At 69.3% G+C, this 20097-nt stretch carries 20 protein-coding genes; 5 read left to right on the top strand and 15 right to left on the bottom strand.

What is annotated here, in order from left to right; genetic code table 11:
* Positions 1-72: 72 nt before the first annotated feature.
* Positions 73-975: a PPE family protein gene (locus tag A5773_RS03845; RefSeq protein ID WP_156664309.1), complete on the top strand. Its 903-nt coding sequence runs from the start codon at positions 73-75 to the stop codon at positions 973-975.
* 571 nt (positions 976-1546) lie between these two features.
* Positions 1547-2434 carry a PPE family protein gene (locus A5773_RS03840; protein WP_067262678.1) on the top strand — a complete coding sequence of 296 codons (888 nt, stop codon included), beginning with the start codon at positions 1547-1549 and terminating at the stop codon, positions 2432-2434.
* A gap of 8 nt (positions 2435-2442) precedes the next feature.
* Here the strand turns inward: A5773_RS03840 and A5773_RS03835 are convergent, their stop codons facing one another.
* The 10 genes from A5773_RS03835 to dxr form a co-directional block, all read right to left on the bottom strand.
* Positions 2443-3177, bottom strand: a complete 735-nt coding sequence (locus A5773_RS03835; protein WP_231989170.1) for a gamma-glutamyl-gamma-aminobutyrate hydrolase family protein — start codon at positions 3175-3177, stop codon at positions 2443-2445.
* Between the two features lie 99 nt (positions 3178-3276).
* Positions 3277-3837 (bottom strand): alpha/beta hydrolase, encoded by a 561-nt coding sequence (locus A5773_RS03830; protein WP_197505407.1) that lies wholly within the window; start codon positions 3835-3837, stop codon positions 3277-3279.
* Positions 3838-3980: 143 nt separating this feature from the next.
* Positions 3981-5492, bottom strand: coding sequence for a cobyric acid synthase (locus A5773_RS03825; RefSeq protein ID WP_066946331.1), 1512 nt, complete (start codon positions 5490-5492; stop codon positions 3981-3983).
* Positions 5493-5506: 14 nt separating this feature from the next.
* The gene (gene map / locus A5773_RS03820) at positions 5507-6364 is read right to left on the bottom strand and encodes a type I methionyl aminopeptidase (RefSeq protein ID WP_066946328.1); all 858 of its coding nucleotides are present in this window, start codon (positions 6362-6364) and stop codon (positions 5507-5509) included.
* 10 nt (positions 6365-6374) lie between these two features.
* Entirely contained in the window at positions 6375-6980 is a 606-nt protein-coding gene (locus A5773_RS03815; RefSeq protein WP_066946325.1) for a DUF1707 domain-containing protein, read from the bottom strand.
* Positions 6981-7020: 40 nt separating this feature from the next.
* On the bottom strand, positions 7021-8838 hold the full coding sequence (locus tag A5773_RS03810) for a penicillin-binding transpeptidase domain-containing protein (RefSeq protein WP_067789525.1): 1818 nt from the start codon (positions 8836-8838) through the stop codon (positions 7021-7023).
* Positions 8839-8938: 100 nt separating this feature from the next.
* Entirely contained in the window at positions 8939-9793 is an 855-nt protein-coding gene (locus A5773_RS03805) for a GNAT family N-acetyltransferase (RefSeq protein WP_066946318.1), read from the bottom strand.
* 55 nt (positions 9794-9848) lie between these two features.
* Complete coding sequence (gene ispG, locus A5773_RS03800) at positions 9849-11015, bottom strand: flavodoxin-dependent (E)-4-hydroxy-3-methylbut-2-enyl-diphosphate synthase (protein ID WP_067262680.1); 1167 nt, start codon at positions 11013-11015, stop codon at positions 9849-9851.
* 19 nt (positions 11016-11034) lie between these two features.
* Positions 11035-12258: an RIP metalloprotease gene (locus A5773_RS03795; protein ID WP_067789523.1), complete on the bottom strand. Its 1224-nt coding sequence runs from the start codon at positions 12256-12258 to the stop codon at positions 11035-11037.
* Positions 12259-12277: 19 nt separating this feature from the next.
* Positions 12278-13474, bottom strand: a complete 1197-nt coding sequence (gene dxr, locus A5773_RS03790; RefSeq protein WP_066946310.1) for a 1-deoxy-D-xylulose-5-phosphate reductoisomerase — start codon at positions 13472-13474, stop codon at positions 12278-12280.
* A 78-nt stretch (positions 13475-13552) separates the two neighbouring features.
* Between dxr and A5773_RS26225 the strand changes: the two genes are divergently transcribed.
* On the top strand, positions 13553-13807 hold the full coding sequence (locus A5773_RS26225) for a DUF2631 domain-containing protein (RefSeq protein ID WP_066946307.1): 255 nt from the start codon (positions 13553-13555) through the stop codon (positions 13805-13807).
* A gap of 61 nt (positions 13808-13868) precedes the next feature.
* On the opposite strand, the gene rlmN is transcribed toward A5773_RS26225, so the two are convergent.
* The 4 genes from rlmN to pyrH all read right to left on the bottom strand — a co-directional run bounded on the left by rlmN (position 13869) and on the right by pyrH (position 17361).
* On the bottom strand, positions 13869-14963 hold the full coding sequence (rlmN, locus tag A5773_RS03780) for a 23S rRNA (adenine(2503)-C(2))-methyltransferase RlmN (protein ID WP_067262691.1): 1095 nt from the start codon (positions 14961-14963) through the stop codon (positions 13869-13871).
* A gap of 22 nt (positions 14964-14985) precedes the next feature.
* Entirely contained in the window at positions 14986-15909 is a 924-nt protein-coding gene (locus A5773_RS03775; protein ID WP_066946301.1) for a phosphatidate cytidylyltransferase, read from the bottom strand.
* Between the two features lie 32 nt (positions 15910-15941).
* Positions 15942-16499, bottom strand: a complete 558-nt coding sequence (gene frr, locus A5773_RS03770; protein ID WP_066946298.1) for a ribosome recycling factor — start codon at positions 16497-16499, stop codon at positions 15942-15944.
* A 91-nt stretch (positions 16500-16590) separates the two neighbouring features.
* Positions 16591-17361 (bottom strand): UMP kinase, encoded by a 771-nt coding sequence (gene pyrH / locus A5773_RS03765; RefSeq protein ID WP_082939483.1) that lies wholly within the window; start codon positions 17359-17361, stop codon positions 16591-16593.
* 357 nt (positions 17362-17718) lie between these two features.
* On the opposite strand from pyrH, the gene A5773_RS03760 reads away from it, so the two are divergent.
* Both A5773_RS03760 and A5773_RS03755 read left to right on the top strand, forming a co-directional pair.
* The gene (locus A5773_RS03760) at positions 17719-17955 is read left to right on the top strand and encodes a CsbD family protein (RefSeq protein ID WP_066946288.1); all 237 of its coding nucleotides are present in this window, start codon (positions 17719-17721) and stop codon (positions 17953-17955) included.
* A gap of 224 nt (positions 17956-18179) precedes the next feature.
* On the top strand, positions 18180-18917 hold the full coding sequence (locus tag A5773_RS03755; protein WP_067789520.1) for a response regulator transcription factor: 738 nt from the start codon (positions 18180-18182) through the stop codon (positions 18915-18917).
* Between the two features lie 47 nt (positions 18918-18964).
* Here the strand turns inward: A5773_RS03755 and A5773_RS03750 are convergent, their stop codons facing one another.
* On the bottom strand, positions 18965-19900 hold the full coding sequence (locus A5773_RS03750) for a lysophospholipid acyltransferase family protein (RefSeq protein WP_066946282.1): 936 nt from the start codon (positions 19898-19900) through the stop codon (positions 18965-18967).
* Between the last annotated feature and the right edge of the window lie 197 nt (positions 19901-20097).

Below are 20097 nucleotides of genomic sequence, written 5' to 3'. Positions count from 1 at the left end.
GTTTGCAGCCAACTCCCGCACGCCCGCTGGATCCGCGGCCACCCACCCCGCCCCCGCCGGGGGCAGATAGCGGTGGACTTCGGCGCGTTACCCCCAGAAATCAACACCGCGCGAATGTATTGCGGCCCCGGCCCCGCATCACTGCTGAGCGCGGCCACAACATGGCAGCGGCTGGCCGACCAGCTCCGCGAGGCCGCGACGAAGTACCTCGTTTCCGCGGGGCTGCTGGACGGCTTGCGCGGCCCCGCGGCGGTGCAGATGGGCGAAACGACGGCGCCGTACATAGCGTGGCTGCAGGCGACCGCCGCATTAGCGGAGCAAACCGCCGCCCGCGCCGGCGCGGCGGCCGACGCGTACGAGTGGGCGTTGGCCGCGACCGCGCCGCCGCAGACCATCCTCGCCAACCGGGCATTGCGAATGTCGCTGGCGGCGACGAACCAGCTGCGCCAAAACACCCCGGCCATTGCGTCCGCGGAGTGCCACTACGACCAGCTGTGGGCGCAGAACGCCGCCGCCATGTACGCCTACGCCACTGCCGCTGCGGCCGCCTCGACCGTGACGCCCTTTACGTCCCCGCCCGCCGCCGAGGACGGCGACGATGTGATATCGGCTGGCGCGGAACTGATTTCGATGCTGCCCGCAGCGCTCGACGGGTTATCGTCGGCATCTTGCCGGCGATTCCGTACGGCGGTGCTGTCGATGTCGTCGCCGCTGTCCAAGCTGAGTTCCCTGCGCACCGGGTTTGCCCGGCAGGCCAGCATCCCGCTCGCCGTGGCCATCGGTGCTGCGGCGGCGAAGGCGGGCAGGGGTAATCGCGCTGCGGTGCTGGTGGATTTCGGACGCGCGATCTCAATTGGCGGGTTGTCGGTCCCGCGGGCGTGGCTGCCCGCGGCGAAATCGAATGGGGTGGGCAAGCAGCCAACCGAACCCCGACGCCGCCTGGGCGGGCAGCCGCGAACCCACACCGGACTTTGATCGTTTTCACAGCTCGCTGGGCTTGTCGGCCAAGCCTCGTGTTGTAGGTTCGGGCCACTGTGACAGTCGGCGACACCCGTGGAACTCGACGATGGCGGTCGGTCATCGCAATCGTCGCGGTGCTCGGCGTGTCCTGTGCGGTCACCGCGGGTTGGGCATCGCGTGGGGGCGCGGTCTCCGGACTCGCCCGCGTGAATGCCACACACGTGCAAGCGCATAACGCGAGCGCTGCCGCGCCGGGCTTTTCCGCCGGCTCCTCGCCGACACATCACAAGACCACCAAGACCGCGTGGATGACGCGGGATCGGCCGCCGACGTGGGCCCGCTCGTCGCCGCCATCGATCGGGTCGGCATTACCGACTTCGTTTGCGGCCACGGTATTTCGGCTGCCCCGCGCACCATCCCGTGCGCCCGGGGCGGTTCCGTCAGACCGGGATCTGTTGACGCTGCTCTGCGTCGCCCGCTGCTGAGGGCTCCTTGGCAGGTAGGCCTGTAACCCCCTGGCCTACGTCCCAACAGAAGAGTCCCGTTCGAACCGCGGCCCCACCGCCGTCGTTAGGCAGAGATAGCGATGAATTTCACGATGCTCCCGCCCGAAATCATTTCCGGACAACTGCATGCCGGCCCCGGCTCTGGCTCGATGGCCGAAGCCGCGACGGCGTGGGCCCGCCTGGCCACTCGGCTGCACACCGCGGTCGCGGACTACCGGGCGGTGACCTCGAAGCTGGCCGACTGGGAGGACCCCGCCCCCGGGCACGATGCCGCGGCGTCCTACATCGCCTGGCTCGACGCCACCGCGATACGCGCCGAGCAAGCGGCCACCCAGGCCGCCGCTGCGGCGAGCGCACACGAAAGGGCGTTAGCGGCAACGGTGCCACCGTCGTCGATCGCCACCAACCGGGTGCAGCGCAGGTCGCTGACCATGGCGAACTCCCTGGGTCTGGCGAGCCCGGCGATCGCCGCCACCGAGGCCGACTACGAACGGATGTGGGCGCAGGACGCCGCGGCCATGCACGCCTACGCCGCGGCGTCGGCGGATGCCGCGGCCATCGTGCCGTTCACGTTGCCGCCCGGCAGCGCAAGCCGGGGCACGTGGGCACTGGAGTCGGGGCCGGAGGTCGTGTCGGCGGGCCGGCAGCTGCTCGCAGCCGCGCCCGGCGCGCTGCGGGCGCTGTCCCTGTCGCCGCTGGCCACGTTCGACGTCTCCCTCGCGCCGGCGACCTGCGCCCTGTCAAAGCTGAGCTCGCTCACCGCGCCGTCGGGTATCGCGATCGACTACCTGAATTCGCTCAACAAGGCGGCGGCGTTGCGCTGCCTGGCGCCCGACCATCGTGCTGTTCGCGGCGCGGCAATCACCGCGCGGGTCGGCCGCGCAACGTCGGCCGGGGCGTTGTCGGTGCCACGGGTCTGGGCGACGGCCGCGGCGCCGATGGCCGTCTACCGTGGAACGGTTGCGTAGCGCGCGGGTCAGCCCGCGCGCCCGGCGTACGACCGCGCGGCGTCCACGATCGCGGCGAAGAGGCGCAAGTCGTCCAGGGACTGTTCCGGATGCCATTGCACCGCAAGCACAAAACGGTCCCCGGGCAACTCCAGCGCCTCGATGACGCCGTCGGCGTCCCAGGCGCTGACCATCAGCCCTTCACCGACCTTGTCGATCGCCTGATGGTGGTAGCACGGCGCATCGGTGGACTCCCCGACCAGCGCGGCCAGCCGGCTGCCGGCGGCGGTGCGCACCGTCAACCTGTTGAACACCGCGTTGCCCGCCCGATGTCCGTCGTGCCCGAGAACCTCCGGCAGGTGCTGATGCAGGGTGCCGCCCAGCGCCACATTGAGCACCTGCGCACCGCGACAGATGCCCAGCACCGGCAGTCCCCGGTCCAGCGCGCCGCGCAACAGCGCGAATTCCCATTCGTCGCGGGCGGCGCGCGGCCGATCGGTGGTCGGATGCGGCTGTTGGCCATACGCGGCGGGATCCACGTCGTAGCCGCCCGTGATCACCAGCGCGTGCAGACTGTCGAGCACCGACCCGACCGCCTCCGGTTCCGCCGGCTGCGGCGGTAGCAACACCGCGGCCCCGCCGGCCATCACGACACCCTGGAAGTAATCGGCAGGCAGATAACCCGCCGGCACGTCCCAGATCCCGGTCCGCACCCGCTCCAGGTACGAAGTCAGGCCCACTACCGGGCGCTCAGAGGCGTTCACAACCGCGTATCCTTTCCCCGACCGACACGGTACCGCCCGCCATCCACGAGGTCGCGGCAAACCGCTTGTGCGAGTTAGTGTTCGGCGTGCCCGCCGGGATTACCAGGTACTGGTGCGCAACACGATCTCGGCGGCCAACTGTGCCGTCGACTCCTGCACCGTCCGCCGGCCCAAATGCACCACGCGGTACTCGGCGTAGACATACTGCTGGCTGGCGCGCGCCACCGCCCGCGCGGCCGGGGAGCTGACCAGGACCGTGGTGCCGATCTCCACCGGCGGGCAATGCCCGTCGCGAACCGCGCCGTCGCGATCGGCCGCCCGCGGATGGCCGCGATCGATCACCACCAGGCCGACGAACCGGCCCAGCTTCGTCGCGGCGAGTTCCCAGGCCAGTTCGCCGCCGGCACGGTCGCCGACCACCACGGCCCACCCGATTCCCAGCACGTCGAGGATGCCGACGACCGACTTGGGGGTCAGGCGCGGATCGAGACCGATGACGACCGTCCGAAGCGACGCGGTGTGCAGCCGTTCGCAGACCGCGTCGTACGCGGCGGGGATGCGCTCCTCGTCGCCCAGAATGACGACCACGACGCCCTGTTCCGGACCGGCCACCGCTACCGGGACGGGGAACCCGTCGAGCGTGGTCATCATTGAGGGCATCTACGCACGCTACAACCGACCGGCCCACGCGCGCGACGATTTCTCCACATCCCCGCGTTCAGCGGCTATCCCGGCGGGCTCGCGCGACGCGTTTTGCGTCGCCGTCAATTCGGTCGGCATACCGCCGGGCCTCGGCGAATGCCCTACGGCCACAACCGAGTTGCCAGGTGCGGGCGGCGGGGCGGCGGACCGTCCAGCAGGCCGAGGACAGCGTCGGTGTCGAGGTGGGCAGCCAGCAGATCGGCGATCACATCGAGCTGGGCATCGCGCCGCGCGGCCACGTTGGTGTCGGCGACGACGAACCCGTCACGGCCTGCCGCGGCCGCGACGCCGGTGAGCCACGCGCGGCGGAAGTCGTCGTTGTCGAGCAGGCCGTGCCAATGGGTGCCGAAGACCGCGCCGCGAACCAGGCCGTGCGGTTGGCAGTCGCGCCCGCCCTGCGCGCCGAACCAGATGTCCTCCGCGCAGCGCGACACCCGGCCGTGATGGATCTCGTATCCGGCGAGCGGCGGCGGCCACCGGCGCAGGATCTTGGTTTCGCCGAAGGCGATGTCCGCGTCCAGCAGCCCCAGCCCGGCGACTTCGCCGAGTCCCGATTCCACCGGGTCGTCGAGGCGCCGGCACAGCATTTGAAAACCGCCGCAGATCCCGAGCACCGGCTTGCCGGCCGCGGCGTGCGCGGTGATCGCCTCGGCCAGGCCGTGATCGCGTAGCCAGGTCAGGTCGGCGACGGTGGATTTGCTGCCGGGAATCACGATCAGGTCGGTGTCGGCCAGGTCGGCGGGGTCGGCGCTCCAGCGGACCGCGACGCCAGGCTCGCACGCCAGCGCCTCCACGTCGGTGGAGTTGGAGATCCGGGGCAACCGGATCGCGGCCACCCGCAGCCACTCGCTCCCGCGCGGCGGTTCCGGGGTGCCGACGAGGCGGCGCGCGACCACCGACAGCGAGTCCTCGGCGTCCAGCCAGAGTTCGTCGGCGTAGGGCAGCACGCCGTAGGTCGGACGGCCGGTCATCGCGTGCAATTGCCGCAATCCGGGTTCCAGCAGTGCGGGGTCGCCGCGGAATTTGTTGACCACGAACCCGGCAATCAGTGCCTGGTCGTCGGGCTCGAGCACCGCGACCGTTCCGAATAGATGGGCGAGCAGGCCGCCCCGGTCGATGTCTCCGACCAGGATCACCGGCAGGTTCGCGGCCCGGGCCAGGCCCATGTTCGCCAAATCCGTGGCACGCAGGTTGATTTCGGCCGGCGAGCCGGCCCCCTCGCAGATGACGGCATCGAAATCATTGCGCAGGCAAGACAATTCGTCGGCGACGATCCCCGCCAGGCGCTCGCGATGCCGCACATAGCTTGCCGCCGTGACCGAATCCGCGACCTGGCCGCGAATCACCAATTGCGACGTCCGGTCACTGCCGGGTTTGAGCAGGATCGGATTGAACCGCACGCTGGGCTGCAGCCCCGCCGCCCGCGCCTGGAGGGCCTGGGCCCGGCCGATCTCGCCGCCTTCCACGGTGACCACGGAATTGTTGGACATGTTCTGCGCCTTGAACGGCGCCACCCGAACGCCGCGGCGTGCCAGCAATCGACACAGGCCGGCGACTACCACCGATTTCCCGGCGTCGGAGCTGGTGCCGGCGACCAGCAGCGCCCCGCTCAAGGATTCACGGCTTGTTATATCGAGGTGAGGATTTCAACGCCGGTGTCGGTCACCAGCAACGTGTGCTCGAACTGCGCGGTCCACTTGCGGTCCTTGGTGACCACCGTCCAGCCGTCGTCCCAGATCTCGTAGTCCAGGCCGCCGAGGTTGATCATCGGTTCGATGGTGAACGTCATCCCCGGCTGCATGACCGTCGTCACCGAGGGCTGGTCGTAGTGCAACACGACCAGCCCGTTGTGAAACGTCGTGCCGATGCCGTGACCGGTGAAGTCACGAACCACGTTGTACCCGAACCGATTCGCGTACGCCTCGATGACGCGGCCGACGACCGACAGCGCCCGCCCCGGCTTGACGGCGTTGATCGCGCGCATCGTCGCCTCGTGGGTGCGCTCCACGAGCAGCCGGTGCTCCTGCGCGACGTCGCCGGCCAGGAAAGTCGCGTTGGTGTCGCCGTGCACCCCGTCGATGTAGGCCGTGACGTCGATGTTGACGATGTCGCCGTCCTCGACCACCGTCGAGTCCGGGATCCCGTGGCAGATGACCTCGTTGAGCGACGTGCAGCACGACTTCGGGAAGCCCTTGTAGCCCAGGGTCGACGGGTAGGCGCCGTGGTCGATCATGTACTCGTGGGCGATCCGGTCCAATTCGTCGGTCGTCACCCCGGGCGCCACCGCTTTGCCCGCCTCCTGCAGCGCGCCGGCCGCGATCCGGCCGGCGACCCGCATCTTCTCGATCACCTCGGGGGTCTGTACCCACGGCTCGCTGCCCTCCCGCACGGTGGGCTGCCAGGCATACTCCGGACGGGGAATGCGGCCGGGCACCGGCAGAGTCGGGGACAACTCTCCGGGGGAAAGCGCAGTGCGAGCAGGCATGGCGACCAGCTTAATCGCGCCGCGCGGCGGCTCCGCCGAAGCGGCCGCGGATCAACGAGCGCCGCGGCCCGCGGATGATCACCGAGCCGCACACCACCCGTCCCGTCAGCACGACGTGCGGCCGGCCTTCGCCCGGCGCGTCCTTGCGGCGGTCGCTGGCGCTGCCCACGTAGACCTCCACGTCGTCGATCGACGCGCTGGCGCCGTCCGGCAACCGGATCTCCACCGAGCCGAACCGCATGTCGAGTTCGACGACCACGACCGGGCCCGCGAACCGGGCCTTGGTGAGGTCGAGCTCGATGGAGCCCAGCCGGCGGACCAACGCCAGCCGGGTGGGCACCGTCCATTCGCCCTGGCGCTTGAGCGAGCCGGCCCAGCCGCGCAGCTCGACCCGGTCGGCCGCGGAGGTGACGATCGCGCCAGGACCGGGCAGGTCGCCGACCAGCCCGTCGAGCTCTCCCCGGGTGCGCGCGTAGGACACCTGCGACGAGCGCTGCTCGAACTCGTCGATATCGATCAGCCCGAGCGCGACGGCGTTGTGCAGTCGCCGCATCGTGCCGTTGCGGTCGGCGTCGGAGACCCGTAATGCCACCATGTCGCCGCCGGTATCCGTCATGTTCGCAATTTACCGCCGAAGCGGCCCCACGGATCGCGCGCTAGGCCAGGAAGTCCGGCGGCAGCGATTCGAACATGAACTTCGTCATCCGCACGGCCCACTCTGAGCTACCGCCCCCGACGATCAGCGAGGCGAACGCCAGGTCGCCGCGATATCCGGCGAACCATGAGTGCGATCCGCCCGGGAACTCGGCCTCACCCGTCTTCCCGTAGACCGCGCCGCAGCCGGCGATCTCCTTGGCGGTCCCGTTGGTTACCACCAGCCGCATCATGGGCCGCAGCGCGTCCACCATCTTCGGGCTGATCGGCGTGGTATCGCCCTGGACCGCGGTCGGCCGACCGGCGATGAGCTGCGGCGTCGGGGTCTTGCCGGCGGCAATGGTCGCCGCCACCAGGGCCATGCCGAACGGGGTGGCCAGCACCTTGCCCTGGCCGAAGCCGTCCTCCGTGCGCTCGGCCAGATCCACCGTGGGTGGCACCGACCCGGTCACCGTGGTGATGCCGTCCACCGCGTAGTCGAGCCCGATCCCGTATTGGGCGGCCGTCTGGGTCAGACCCCGAGGCGGCAGCCGGCTGCTCAACTCCGCGAATGTCGTGTTGCACGAGCTGGCGAAAGCGCGCGCCATCGGCACCACGCCCAGGTCGAAGCCACCGTAGTTGGGGATGGTGCGGTGCCCGATGTCGAGATGGCCCGGGCAGCCCAGCATCGAGTTGGGCGTGGCCATGTCGCGATCGACGGCGGCGCCGGCGGTGACCATCTTGAACGTCGACCCGGGCGGAAACAGGCCGGTGGTCGCCAGCAGGCCGTCAGCATCGGCGCCCCCGTTCTGCGCGATGGCAAGGATCTCCCCGGTCGACGGCTTGATCACGACGATCATCGCCTTGCCGCCCTTGTTGTCGACCGCGCGCTGGGCGGCGTTCTGCACCACCCGGTCCAGCGTGATGGAGATCGACGGCGCCGGTGATCCCTGCACCTCGTGCAGGACTTCGACTTCGACCCCGTTCTGGTTGACGCTGACCACCCGCCAGCCCGCCTCGCCGTCGAGTTGGTCGACCACGGCCTTCTTCACCTCGGACATGACCGCCGACGCGAAATGCGGGTCCGTCGGCAGCATCTCGGGCTGGGGCGTGACCACCACCCCGGGCAGCCGGCCGATCGCCGGGAAGACCTTGTCGTTGTCGTCGGGATGCAGCGTCACCAGGTCCACCGGCTGGGTCGCCGAGCTGGCCTGCTCGGCCAGCAACTGCGGGTCGTTCAGCGTGCCGTTGAAGGGGTGCAGGACGTCCACGATCGCGTGCGCCGTCCCGCTCAGGGCTGCTCCGGATCCGGCCTGGGTGGCGTCCAGCGTGTAGTGGTACAGGTAGCCGGGCACCAAGACGTCGCTGCCGCCGAGTTCGTTGACCGAGGCGCGCCGCGGTCGATCCGCGCGCAATGCGAACGTCTGGTGCTCGCCCAGCTTGGGGTGCAGGTCGGTGGGGGTCCACCGGACCTCCCAGCGCCCCTCGTCGCGGGCCATTTTCAGCTGGCCGTCGTAGGCCCAGGTCCGGTTCTTGGGCAGGTGCCAGGTGAAGCGGTAGCCGATCGTGCCGGTGTCCTCGGCGTACTTGGCGTTGAGAATCTGCGTGTCCAGGTGGGTCGCCTGCAGGCCCGCCCAGGCCGCGTTCAACGCTTCGCGGGCCTCGTTGGGGTTGTCGCTGAGTTGGGCGGCCGTGGCGGTGTCACCGATCGCCAGGGCGCCGAAGAACTTTTCGGCCGCGGGACCGGGGCCGTCGGGCCGCGGTGTGCATCCGGACAGGGCGACGACGCCGACGAGCAGCAGGCCGGAAGCGGTTGATACCAATGAGGCTTTTGTGACCATCGGTACAGATGTTATGAACTGCGGGGCCAACACCTGCGCAGACACTCCGAGACCGAGCCGTTACGTGCACAGGGCGCCCCGAGCGGGGGGCGCCTTACCCCTAGTCCAGCAGCACCGTCGCGAAGGTGCCGACCTCGGCGAAGCCGACTCGGGCGTATGCGGCGCGGGCCACGGTGTTGAAGCTGTTCACGTACAGGCTGGCGGTGCGCCCGCTCCCGACGATGACGGCGGCAACGGTCGCGGTGCCGGCGGTACCGAGCCCCAGGCCGCGCCACTCGGGATGCACCCACACCCCTTGGATCTGGCCGACGCCCGGCGACTGCGAGCCGACTTCGGCCTTGAAGACGACCTGGCCGTGCTCGAAGCGGGCCCAGGCGCGACCGGCCGCGATGAGGCTGGCCACCCGGCGCCGGTAACCCCGACCGCCGTCGCCGATCCGCGGGTCGACGCCCACCTCGCCGATGAACATGTCCACGGCGGCCACCAAATAGGCGTCCAGCTCGTCCGGCCGAACCTGGCGCACCCCGGGGTCGATCTCGCAGTTGGGGTGCCTCGACAGCGACAGCAACGGCTGGTGGTCGCGCACGTCCCGGGCCGGGCCCCACGCCGACTCGAGCCGCTCCCACATCCGCATCACCAGATCGGACCGGCCGACCAGCGACGAACAGCGGCGCGTCCCACTCATCGCCTCGTCGGCGAAGGCGTCCATGTCCTGCGGTGCGCCGCGCAGTGGGATCAGGTTGGCGCCGGCGAAGCACAGCGACTCTTCCGCGCCGCGCAGGGTCCACAGTTCCCCGCCGATGGAATTGGGGTCGATGCCGTGGTCCGCCACCCGGGCCGCGACCATGCAGGATCCGACGGGATCCTCGTCGAAAACCCGCCAAACGGCCGCGGCGTCGCGCACCACAGAAACCCGTCGCTCACCGACAAGGCGGAAGAGGGGCGGAGCCGACATCTGGCGAACTCTCTGTGATGCGATTAACGGACTTGCAAGCGGGAAACGGCCCCCATCAGCTTACGGTCACGATCGGCGAACCGCTTGATGTTGTGTCAGGACCGTGATCGGTCCCCATCTCCGAGGCGAGACGCATGGCCTCCTCGATGAGCGTCTCGACGATCTGGGCTTCCGGCACGGTCTTGATGACTTCGCCGCGAACGAAGATCTGCCCCTTGCCATTTCCCGACGCGACGCCCAGGTCGGCCTCTCGCGCCTCGCCCGGACCGTTCACCACGCAGCCCATCACGGCAACCCGCAGCGGAACGTCCAGACCGTCCAGGCCAGCGGTGACCTCGTTGGCCAGGGTGTAGACGTCGACCTGCGCGCGGCCACACGACGGGCAGGACACGATCTCCAGCCCGCGTGGCCGCAGGTTCAGCGACTCGAGGATCTGGGTGCCGACCTTGACCTCCTCGACGGGCGGGGCCGACAGCGACACCCGGATGGTGTCGCCGATGCCGCGCGAGAGCAACGCACCGAAGGCGACCGCGGACTTGATGGTGCCCTGGAAGGCCGGACCGGCCTCGGTGACGCCGAGGTGCAGCGGGTAGTCGCACTGGGCGGCCAGCTGCTCGTAGGCGGCGACCATCACGACGGGATCGTTGTGCTTGACGCTGATCTTGATGTCGCCGAAGCCGTGCTCCTCGAACAGCGAGGCCTCCCACAGCGCCGACTCGACCAGCGCCTCGGGCGTGGCCTTGCCGTACTTCTCCATGAACCGCTTGTCCAGCGAGCCGGCGTTGACGCCGATGCGGATCGGGATGCCCGCGGCGGCGGCGGCCTTGGCCACCTCGCCGACCCGGCCGTCAAATTCCTTGATGTTGCCCGGGTTTACCCGCACCGCAGCGCACCCGGCGTCGATCGCGGCGAAGATGTACTTCGGCTGGAAGTGGATGTCGGCGATCACCGGGATCTGGCTGTGCCGGGCGATCTCGGCCAGCGCGTCGGCATCCTCTTGACGGGGACAGGCCACCCGCACGATGTCGCAGCCGGCGGCGGTCAGTTCCGCGATCTGTTGCAGCGTCGTGTTGACGTCGTGGGTTTTGGTGGTGCACATCGACTGCACCGAAATCCGATAGTCGCTGCCCACCCCGACGTCGCGGACCATCAGTTGGCGCGTCTTACGCCGGGGGGCGAGCGTGGGCACCGGTGCGTCCGGCATGCCCAGGCCAATGGTCACTGTTCTAATTCCTTACTTGCTATTGGAAGAGCCTGATCGGATTGACCAGATCGGCGGTCACGGTCAGCAACATGTACCCGACCACGAACACCAACACCACGTAGGTGGCGGGCATCAACTTGAGGTAGTTCACCGGTGCGGCCGCGACCTTGCCGCGGGCCGACCGGACCAGGTTGCGGATCTTCTCGAACACCGCGATGGCGATGTGGCCGCCGTCGAAGGGCAGCAGCGGCACCAGGTTGATGGCACCCAGAATGAGGTTCAGCTGGGCCAGGAAGAACCAGAACGCCACCCAGAGCCCGTGGTCGACGGTGTCGCCGCCGATGATGCTGGCGCCCACCACGCTCATCGGGGTCTGGGGATCACGCTGTCCGCCCCCGATGGCGTGCACCAGCGCACCCACCTTGGTCGGGATGGTGACCAGCGCCTTGCCCACCTCACGGGTCAGGTCACCGGTGAACGCGAAGGTGGCCGGCACCGCGGAGAGCACCCCGTAGTGCGCGGGTGCGAGTTTGACCGCCGCGACGCCGATGGCACCGACCGTCGACGGCGCCGGCTGACCGCCCTGCCCGTTGGCGCCGGTGCTCAGGAAGCGCTGGGTGGGCGTGACGTCGACGTAGGTGGTGATCGCGTTGCCGCCACGCTCGACGACGACCGGGACGGTGCCGTGCACCTTGCGAACCGCGGCGGCCATGTCCTCGAAGGTGGACACCGGGGTGTCGCCGACCTTGACCACGACGTCGCCGGCGCGGATGCCGGCCGCCGCAGCCGGACCGGGGCCGGTGCAGTCCGCGACCTTACCCGGAGCCACTTCCGGTGCGACACAGGCGGTTTCGCCGATCACCGCCCTGGTCGGGGGGTGCAGGTTGGGCAACCCCCACACCAGCGCGATCGCATAGATCAGCACCAGGCAGATGACGAAGTTCATGGCCGGACCGGCGAACAACACCGCGACCCGCCTCCACACGGCCTGCTTGTACATCGCACGGTCGGTCTCGTCGGGAGCCAGCTCCTCGACCGAGGTCATCCCGGCGATGTCGCAGAAGCCGCCCAGCGGCACGCCCTTGAGGCCGTATTCGGTCTCACCACGCCGCGTCGACCACAGCGTGGGCCCGAACCCGACGAAATAGCGACGGACCTTCATGCCGGTGGCGCGGGCGACCCACATGTGGCCGCACTCGTGCAGGGCCACCGAGATCAGGATGGCAAGGGCGAACAGCACAATGCCGATAACGAACATCATCTCCGCTGCAGGACCTTTCTCACACCATTCCGGAGGCGTTGACGGTGGCCTCGGTGGGCCGCGCGTGTGCGACGGCGCGTCGCGCTCGCTCCCGCGCCCAGCGCTGCGCGTCTAGTACCTCATCCACGTTAGCGGGTGAAACCGCCCATTGGTCTGCGGCGTGCAGCACGTCGGCGATGGTTTTCACGATGACGGGGAATCCCACCTGGCCCGCGAGGAACGCCGCCGCGGCTTCTTCGTTTGCCGCGTTGTAGACCGCGGTCATGCAACCGCCGGTCTGGCCGGCATACCGGGCCAGTTCCACGGCGGGAAAAACGTCGCCGTCCAGCGGCTCGAATTCCCAGCTAGACGCGGTGCTGAAGTCGCAGGGGGCGGCCACCCCGGGAACCCGGTCCGGCCAGCCCAGCGCCAGGGAGATCGGCAGCTTCATGTCCGGGGGGCTCGCTTGGGCGATGGTCGAGCCGTCAACGAACGTGACCATCGAATGAACAATCGACTGCGGGTGCACGACGACCTCGATGCGGTCGTACGGGACGCCGAACAGCAGGTGCGTCTCGATGAGTTCGAGCCCCTTGTTGACCAGCGAGGCCGAGTTCAGCGTGTTCATCGGGCCCATCGACCAGGTCGGATGGGCGCCGGCCTGTTCCGGGGTGACACCCTCGAGCTGGGCGGCGGTCCAGCCGCGAAACGGCCCGCCGGAGGCGGTCAACACCAGCTTGGCGACTTCCTCGGGGGAGCCCCCGCGCAGGCACTGGGCCAGCGCGGAGTGTTCGGAGTCGACGGGCACGATCTGACCCGGCCGCGCCGCCCGCAAGACCAGCGGACCACCGGCGACCAGGGATTCCTTGTTGGCCAGCGCCAGCCGGGCGCCCGATTCCAGAGCGGCCAGCGTCGGGCGCAGGCCCAGCGCGCCCACCAGCGCGTTGAGGACGACGTCGGCCTCGGTGTCCTCGACCAGGCGGGTCACCGCGTCGGGACCCCGGTAGGGGACGTCGGCGGCCTGCGCCGCGCGTTCGTCGGCGACGGCGATGTTAGTGACCCCGGTCTCGGCGCGCTGGCGCTGCAGGGTGTCCAGGTTCGCACCCCCCGCGGCCAGGCCGACCACCTCGAAGCGGTCCGGATGGGCCGCGATCACCTCCAGGGCCTGGGTGCCGATCGAGCCGGTACTGCCCAGCACCAGCACGCGCAGGCGGCCCTCGGGTGTCGCGATTGTCACTCACTCATTGTGCCCGCTCGGTCTCGCGAGGGGGTGTGCCAGAATCTCCGTACCAGCCGATCACGAAAGGGATTCACCGTGGCCAGTACCGAGGTGGAACAGTTCACCGGCGTCGACACCGTTGAGGTGCCGTCCGCGGCGTGGGGCTGGAGCAGGATCAATCACCGCACGTGGCACATCACCGGCCTGGTCATCATCGTGTTCCTGCTGGCGATGCTGCGCGGTAACCACGTCGGCCACATCGAGAACTGGTTCCTGATCGGGTTCGCCGCGCTGGTGCTCGTCGCCCTGGTCCGCGACCTGTGGGGCCGCCGGCGCGGCTGGATCAGGTAGCCACTACTTCTTCGCGGCGGCCAGCTGTCCGCAGGCCCCCGCTGATTCGCCCGCGCTCCAGCTACCCGCCTTCGGCGGCCAGCTGTCCGCAGGCGGCGCTGATCTCGCGGCCGCGCGTGTCGCGGACCGTGCAGGAAACCCCCTGCGCCCGAACCCGCCGGACGAACTCCCGCTCCACCGGCTTGGGGCTGGCGTCCCATTCGCTGCCCGGCGTCGGGTTGAGCGGGATCAGGTTGACGTGCACCAGCGGGCCGAGCGCCCGATGCAGGCGTTTGCCGAGCAGATCGGCCCGCCACGGCTGGTCGTTGACGCCGCGGATCAGCGCGTACTCCACCGATACGCGGCGACCGGTGACGTCGGCGTAGTAGCGGGCGGCGTCGAGCGCCTCGGCGATCTTCCACCGGTTGTTGACCGGCACGAGCGTGTCGCGCAGTTCGTCGTCGGGTGCGTGCAACGACAGCGCCAGCGTCACCCCGAGCCGTTCGTCGGCCAGGTTGCGAATGGCCGGAGCCAGGCCGACGGTCGAGACCGTGACCGAGCGGGCCGAGATGCCGAAGCCGTGCGGCGGCGCTTCGGTGATGCGGCGCACCGCGGCAACCACCCTGGCGTAGTTGGCCAGCGGCTCGCCCATGCCCATGAACACGATGTTGGAGAGCCGATCGCCGAACTCGTCGCGCAGGGCGACGGCGGCGGAACGGACCTGCTCCAGAATCTCCGCGGTCGACAGGTTACGGGTCAATCCGCCCTGCCCGGTCGCACAGAACGGGCAGGCCATGCCGCAGCCGGCCTGCGACGAGATGCACACGGTGTTGCGCTGCGGGTAGCGCATCAGCACCGACTCGAAGGTCGTCCCATCGGTGCCGCGCCACAACGTCTTTCGGGTCTGCCCGGCGTCGCAGGTGACGTCGGCGGCCGAGGTGAGCAGGGGCGGGAACAACGCCTCGGCGACCCGGTCGCGCACGGCCGCCGGCAGGTCGGTCATGTCGCGGGGGTCGGCGATCAGGCGACCGTAGTACTGATGGGCGAGCTGCTTGGCGCGGAACGCCGGCAGCCCCAGCTCGGCGACGGCCGACGCGCGGCCTTCCGCGTCGAGGTCGGCCAGGTGCCGCGGCGGCTTGCTCGGGCGGGGTTCGGTGAAAACCAGTTCTTGGACCATGACCAGTCCAGTATCGGCCCCCTCAGGGGACGAGTGTCAGCACCGTCCACGCGGCGACCGCCGACGGGAGCACCCCGTCGAGCCGGTCCATCAGACCGCCGTGGCCGGGCAGCAAGCGGCCCATGTCTTTGATGCCGAGGTCACGCTTGATCTGGGACTCGACCAGATCGCCAAGGGTACCGGTGAGCACCAGGACCACACCCAGCAGCGCTCCGATCCACGGCGGTTTGCCGGCCAGGAACGTCGCCGTCAGGATGGCCGCGGTGATCCCGAAGAAGAGCGAACCCGCGAAGCCCTCCCACGACTTCTTCGGGCTGATGGCGGGAACCATCGGGTGCTTGCCGAGCAGCACGCCCACCGCGTACCCGCCCACGTCGGAGGCGACGACGGTGACCATCAGACAGAACACCCGGCCCGCGCCGTCCTTCGGGTAGACGAGCAACGCGCCGAAGGAGGCGAACAGCGGCACCCACGCGGCCAGGAACACCGTCGCCGAGGCGTCGCGCAGGTAGTTGGCCGACGGAGACCCGGCGAACGGCTCGGGCCGCTTGCTGTTGTCCTGCATGAACAGCCGCCAGACGTTGCACACCACCACGGTGGCGCCGAAGCCGGCCAGGGCGCCGGCGGCGTGGAACGGCCACGTCAGCCAGACGGTGGCCTGACCGCCGAGGAGCAAGGGGATCAGCGGGATGACGTATCCGGCCTCGCGCAGCCGCCGTACCACCTCATGGGTAGCGACGGGGATGGCGATCGCGACGATGGCAACCCAGAAGCGGGGCGCGAAAATCAGCGTCACGATGAGCACGCCGCCGATGCCCGCGCCCACCGCGATGGCGGCCCGCAGGTCGCGTCCCGCGCGGGACGTCGTCTTGGCCGGCTGCTGCACGATGTTCTCGGCGTCACGCGCCGGTTCGTCGGGCGTGCTGGCTGCGCCGGTGGTTGCCACGGACCTGGGTGAACTCAGCTGCTGGGCGGCCGCTAGACCTCCAGCAGCTCGCCTTCTTTGTGCTTGACCAGCTCTTCGATCTGGGTGACGTACTGGTGCGTGGCCTTGTCCAGGTCTTTTTCGGCCCGACCGACCTCGTCCTCGCCGGCCTCGCCGTCCTTGCGGATGCGGTGCAGCTCTTCCATCGCCTTGCGGCGGATGTTGCGCACCGAAACCTTGGCGTCCTCCCCTTTGCCCTTGGCCTGCTTGACCAGCTCGCGGCGCCGCTCCTCGGTCAGTTGCGGCACCGCCACCCGGATCAGGGTGCCGTCATTGGTCGGGTTGACACCCAGGTCGGAGTTGCGGATCGCCGTCTCGATCGCGCCGAGCTGACTGGATTCGTAGGGCTTGATGACGACGAGCCGCGCCTCGGGCACGTTGATGCTGGCCAACTGCGTGATGGGGGTGGTGGCACCGTAGTAGTCGATGACGATCCGGGAGAACATGCCGGGATTGGCGCGGCCGGTCCGGATGGTTGACAAGTCGTCGCGGGCCACCGCTACGGCCTTCTCCATTTTCTCTTCCGCGTCGAAGAGAGCCTCGTCAATCATTGCGCCGCTCCTCTCCCCCGCAAGCGGGAGGTACCCCCACATCACTGCGTTCTGCATCGTCGCCAGCGCGAATCATCGTTCGCTCTTCCCCTCAGGTGGTGACCAGTGTCCCGATTTTCTCACCGGCGACCGCGCGGGCGATATTGCCATTGGTCAGCAGGTTGAACACCAGGATCGGCATGCCATTGTCCATGCAGAGGCTGAACGCCGTGGCATCGGCCACTCGGAGCCCCCGGTCGATGACCTCGCGATGGCTGATCGCGGCGATCAGCTCGGCGTGCGGATTCTGCCGCGGGTCCGCTGAGAACACCCCGTCGACCGCCTTCGCCATCAAGACCACCTCCGCCCCGATCTCCAGTGCCCGCTGCGCGGCCGTGGTGTCGGTGGAGAAGTACGGCAGCCCCATGCCGGCCCCGAAGATGACCACCCGGCCCTTCTCGAGGTGGCGGACGGCGCGCAATGGCAGATACGGCTCGGCGACCTGTCCCATGGTGATCGCCGTCTGGACGCGCGTGACGATGCCTTCCTTTTCCAGGAAGTCTTGCAGCGCCAGGCTGTTCATCACCGTGCCGAGCATGCCCATGTAGTCCGAGCGGGTGCGTTCCATGCCGCGCTGCTGCAGTTGCGCGCCACGGAAGAAGTTGCCGCCGCCGATCACGACCGCGACTTGGACACCGTCGCGAACCACCTCGGCGATTTGGCGGGCCACCCGCGCCACGACATCGGGGTCCAGCCCGACCTGGCCACCGCCGAACATCTCGCCGCCAAGCTTGAGCAACACCCTGGAGTACTTGGGCCGCGTCCGCGGCTGCCCGGCAGCTGATCCATTCTCCGGTGCCGTGGGCTCCCTGGACTCCGTCATCACGCTCCTCGCATGAGAGTGCCATCCCGGGGGTTAACTCCTCCGGAACGGCATTTCACATCCTGCCTCATCGCAGCACACGCCGGCGTCGGTGGGGTGCGTTATGCGCCGAGTTGGCGATGCGGACGATCTTTCGCGGCGATCGACCCATGTGTCCAGCGGCGGCGCTACGCCTCGTCGGCTTGTCGCTACGCATGTTTGAGGCATGACCGTAGTGGGGAATCCGCACCAACGCGGCGGGAATTCACGGTCTTGAGAAAGAAGGGCCCATTGTCGCCGTATGACCGGATCGATCGCGTTGGCGATCGGTGGTGAGCGCGAATCGCTCAGGTACGCCTACGAGGAGGAATTGAATCCATGGCGGACAACAACTCGGGACCTGCAGAAGCCGTCAAGGGCGTCGTCGAGGACGTCAAAGGCAGGGCGAAGGAGGCCGTTGGTGCGGTGACGGGTCAAGACGACCTCACCCGCGAGGGCCAGGCCCAGCAGGACAAGGCGGAAGCGCAGCGCGACGCGGCGAAGAAGGAAGCCGAGGCCGAGGCGGCCCGCGGCGGCGCCGAAGCCGCTGAACAGCGCCAGAAGGACAATCAGTAGCTTGCTGGGAGGATGGGTCCGGTCTGTGGAAACGGACCGGGCCCATCGACTTTTCCGGGTCAAGACGATCCCGTCCGGCTAGCAGGGCCGGCGCGGTCCGCGAGCCGCACAAAAATCGTTTGCATACTTTCGCCGCGAGTGGGTAATCACCGCTGCGCTGGCTGACATCTCCCCAGGAGATGCCTACGGGCCGAGGCCGAAAACGGACCCATGTTCTTCGGGAGATGTCGTTGGACGTTCTGCTGCTGACCGACGCGGAGGACTTCGAGCGCGCCCTGCCGCCCCTGACTTCGTTCGGGCGGATCATGCGGCGCGCGCCCCTGATAGGCGACGGCCAGGGGCCGGGCGAAGCCGGCGACGTCGCCATCGTCGACGCTCGCGGCAACCTCGCGGCCGCGGCGGCGGCCTGCCGGCGCCTGACAACCAATGCCCCCGCCACCGCAGTGGTGGCGTTGGTGGCGCCGGCCGACGGCGTACCGGCAGACGTGGACTGGAATGTCGACGACGTCATACCACCGGGAACCGACTTCGACGAGCTGCAGGAGCGGCTGCAGCGGGCGATTGCGTTGCGGCGCAGGGCAATCAACGGCAGTCTGCGGTTCGGCGCCCTGCTCTTGCACCCGACCAGCCTCACCGGATCACTGGAAGGCAAGGACCTGGGTTTGACGCTGACCGAGTTTAAACTGCTGAGTTTCCTTGTGCAGCATGCCGGTCGGGCATTCACCCGGACCCGCCTGATGCATGAGGCGTGGGGCTATGACAGCAACGGCCGAGTCCGTTCGGTCGACGTCCATGTCCGGCGCCTGCGCGCCAAGCTCGGACCCCGACATCAGTCGATGGTGGACACCGTCCGCGGTGTCGGCTACATGGCCGCGACCCCACCGCATCCGGAATGGATCATCAGCGAGCCGACGCTGACATCGGTGCCGACGGATTCCGCCTGGGACCCGGTCGCGCAGTGACGCACTGAGCCCGAATCGCACTGTCCGAGAGGGACTTCGGGGATTGATCAGCCGAAGAGCGGGAAGGCGCGCTTTCGCGCGAGCGCGTCCATGCCGTCTTGGATCGCGTCTTGGATCTCGCGGTACTTGCGATCGATGTACGCTTCGTCCTCCGCGCGTGCGGGATCGTGGTCGAGCTCCACGGCGGGCATGAACCGGGTCCTGATCTTGGCCGGTAGCGGCAGCTGCGGAAGCGCCGCCGGCGCGATCCCCCACGGCAGCGAGATCGCCAAGGGAAACACTTTGAGGCGCAGCAGGCGGTCCAGCTGCAAGGCCTTCGACAGCTTGTCGCCGCGGATAAGCACGGGCATGGCGTCGGCGCCGCCGACCGTCGCGATCGGCACGACGGGCACCCCGGCCCGAATCGCCATCTTCACGAAGCCTTTTCGGCCCGCCAGGTTGGCCTGGTCGCGCTCGGTCCACGGGCGCAGCGAGTCCACTTCCCCGCCGGGCCACAGCGCAACGTCGCGTCCTTCGGCCAGGGCCGTGGCGATCGCGTCCGGGGCCGCCGGAAGCACACCCATCGACCGGAAGTACCGGCCGATCACCGGAATCGCCATCAACGCGTCATGGGCCGTGCCGTGCAGGGGGCGTTCCTGCCCGAAGCGCCGCCACCATTGCAGGCCGACGGTCCAGGCATCCCAGACGAAGGGAGCGCCGGAGTGGATCCCCACGAGCAGAACCGGCGGCTCCGGGACGTTCTCCCAGCCGTCGATCTCCATGCGAAACCAATAGTCCACCAGCACATTCCACAGATACTTCTGCCGCTGTAGGCTGGCCTCTTCCTGGCCGCGGAGGTCCCACCGACCGGCGCGCTCGGCGACCCAGCCGCTCAGTCCTCCGCCCTGACCGCTGCGCCGATCCTCCATCGCCGCCCGCGCCCGCTCGGCGTTCAGCTGCGCTTGTTCGCGTACTTCGGCTGGCCTGTGATCCGGGTTACCCATGGGTACGGTGTACCCGATTCATGCCCGCACGACGCACCACCGAGGGGCCGAAAACGCACCTCCCCGGGGGGGGGGGGGGGGGGGGGGGGGGGGGGGGGGGGGGGGGGGGGGGGGGGGGGGGGGGGGGGGGGGGGGCGCGGGGGGGGGGGGGCGGGGGGGGGGGGGGGCGGGGGGGGGGGGGGGGGGGGGGGGGGGGG

This window comes from Mycobacterium sp. 852014-52450_SCH5900713, assembly GCF_001667075.1.
Classification (GTDB): Bacteria; Actinomycetota; Actinomycetes; order Mycobacteriales; family Mycobacteriaceae; genus Mycobacterium.
This window is presented reverse-complemented; position numbering and strand designations above follow the sequence as displayed.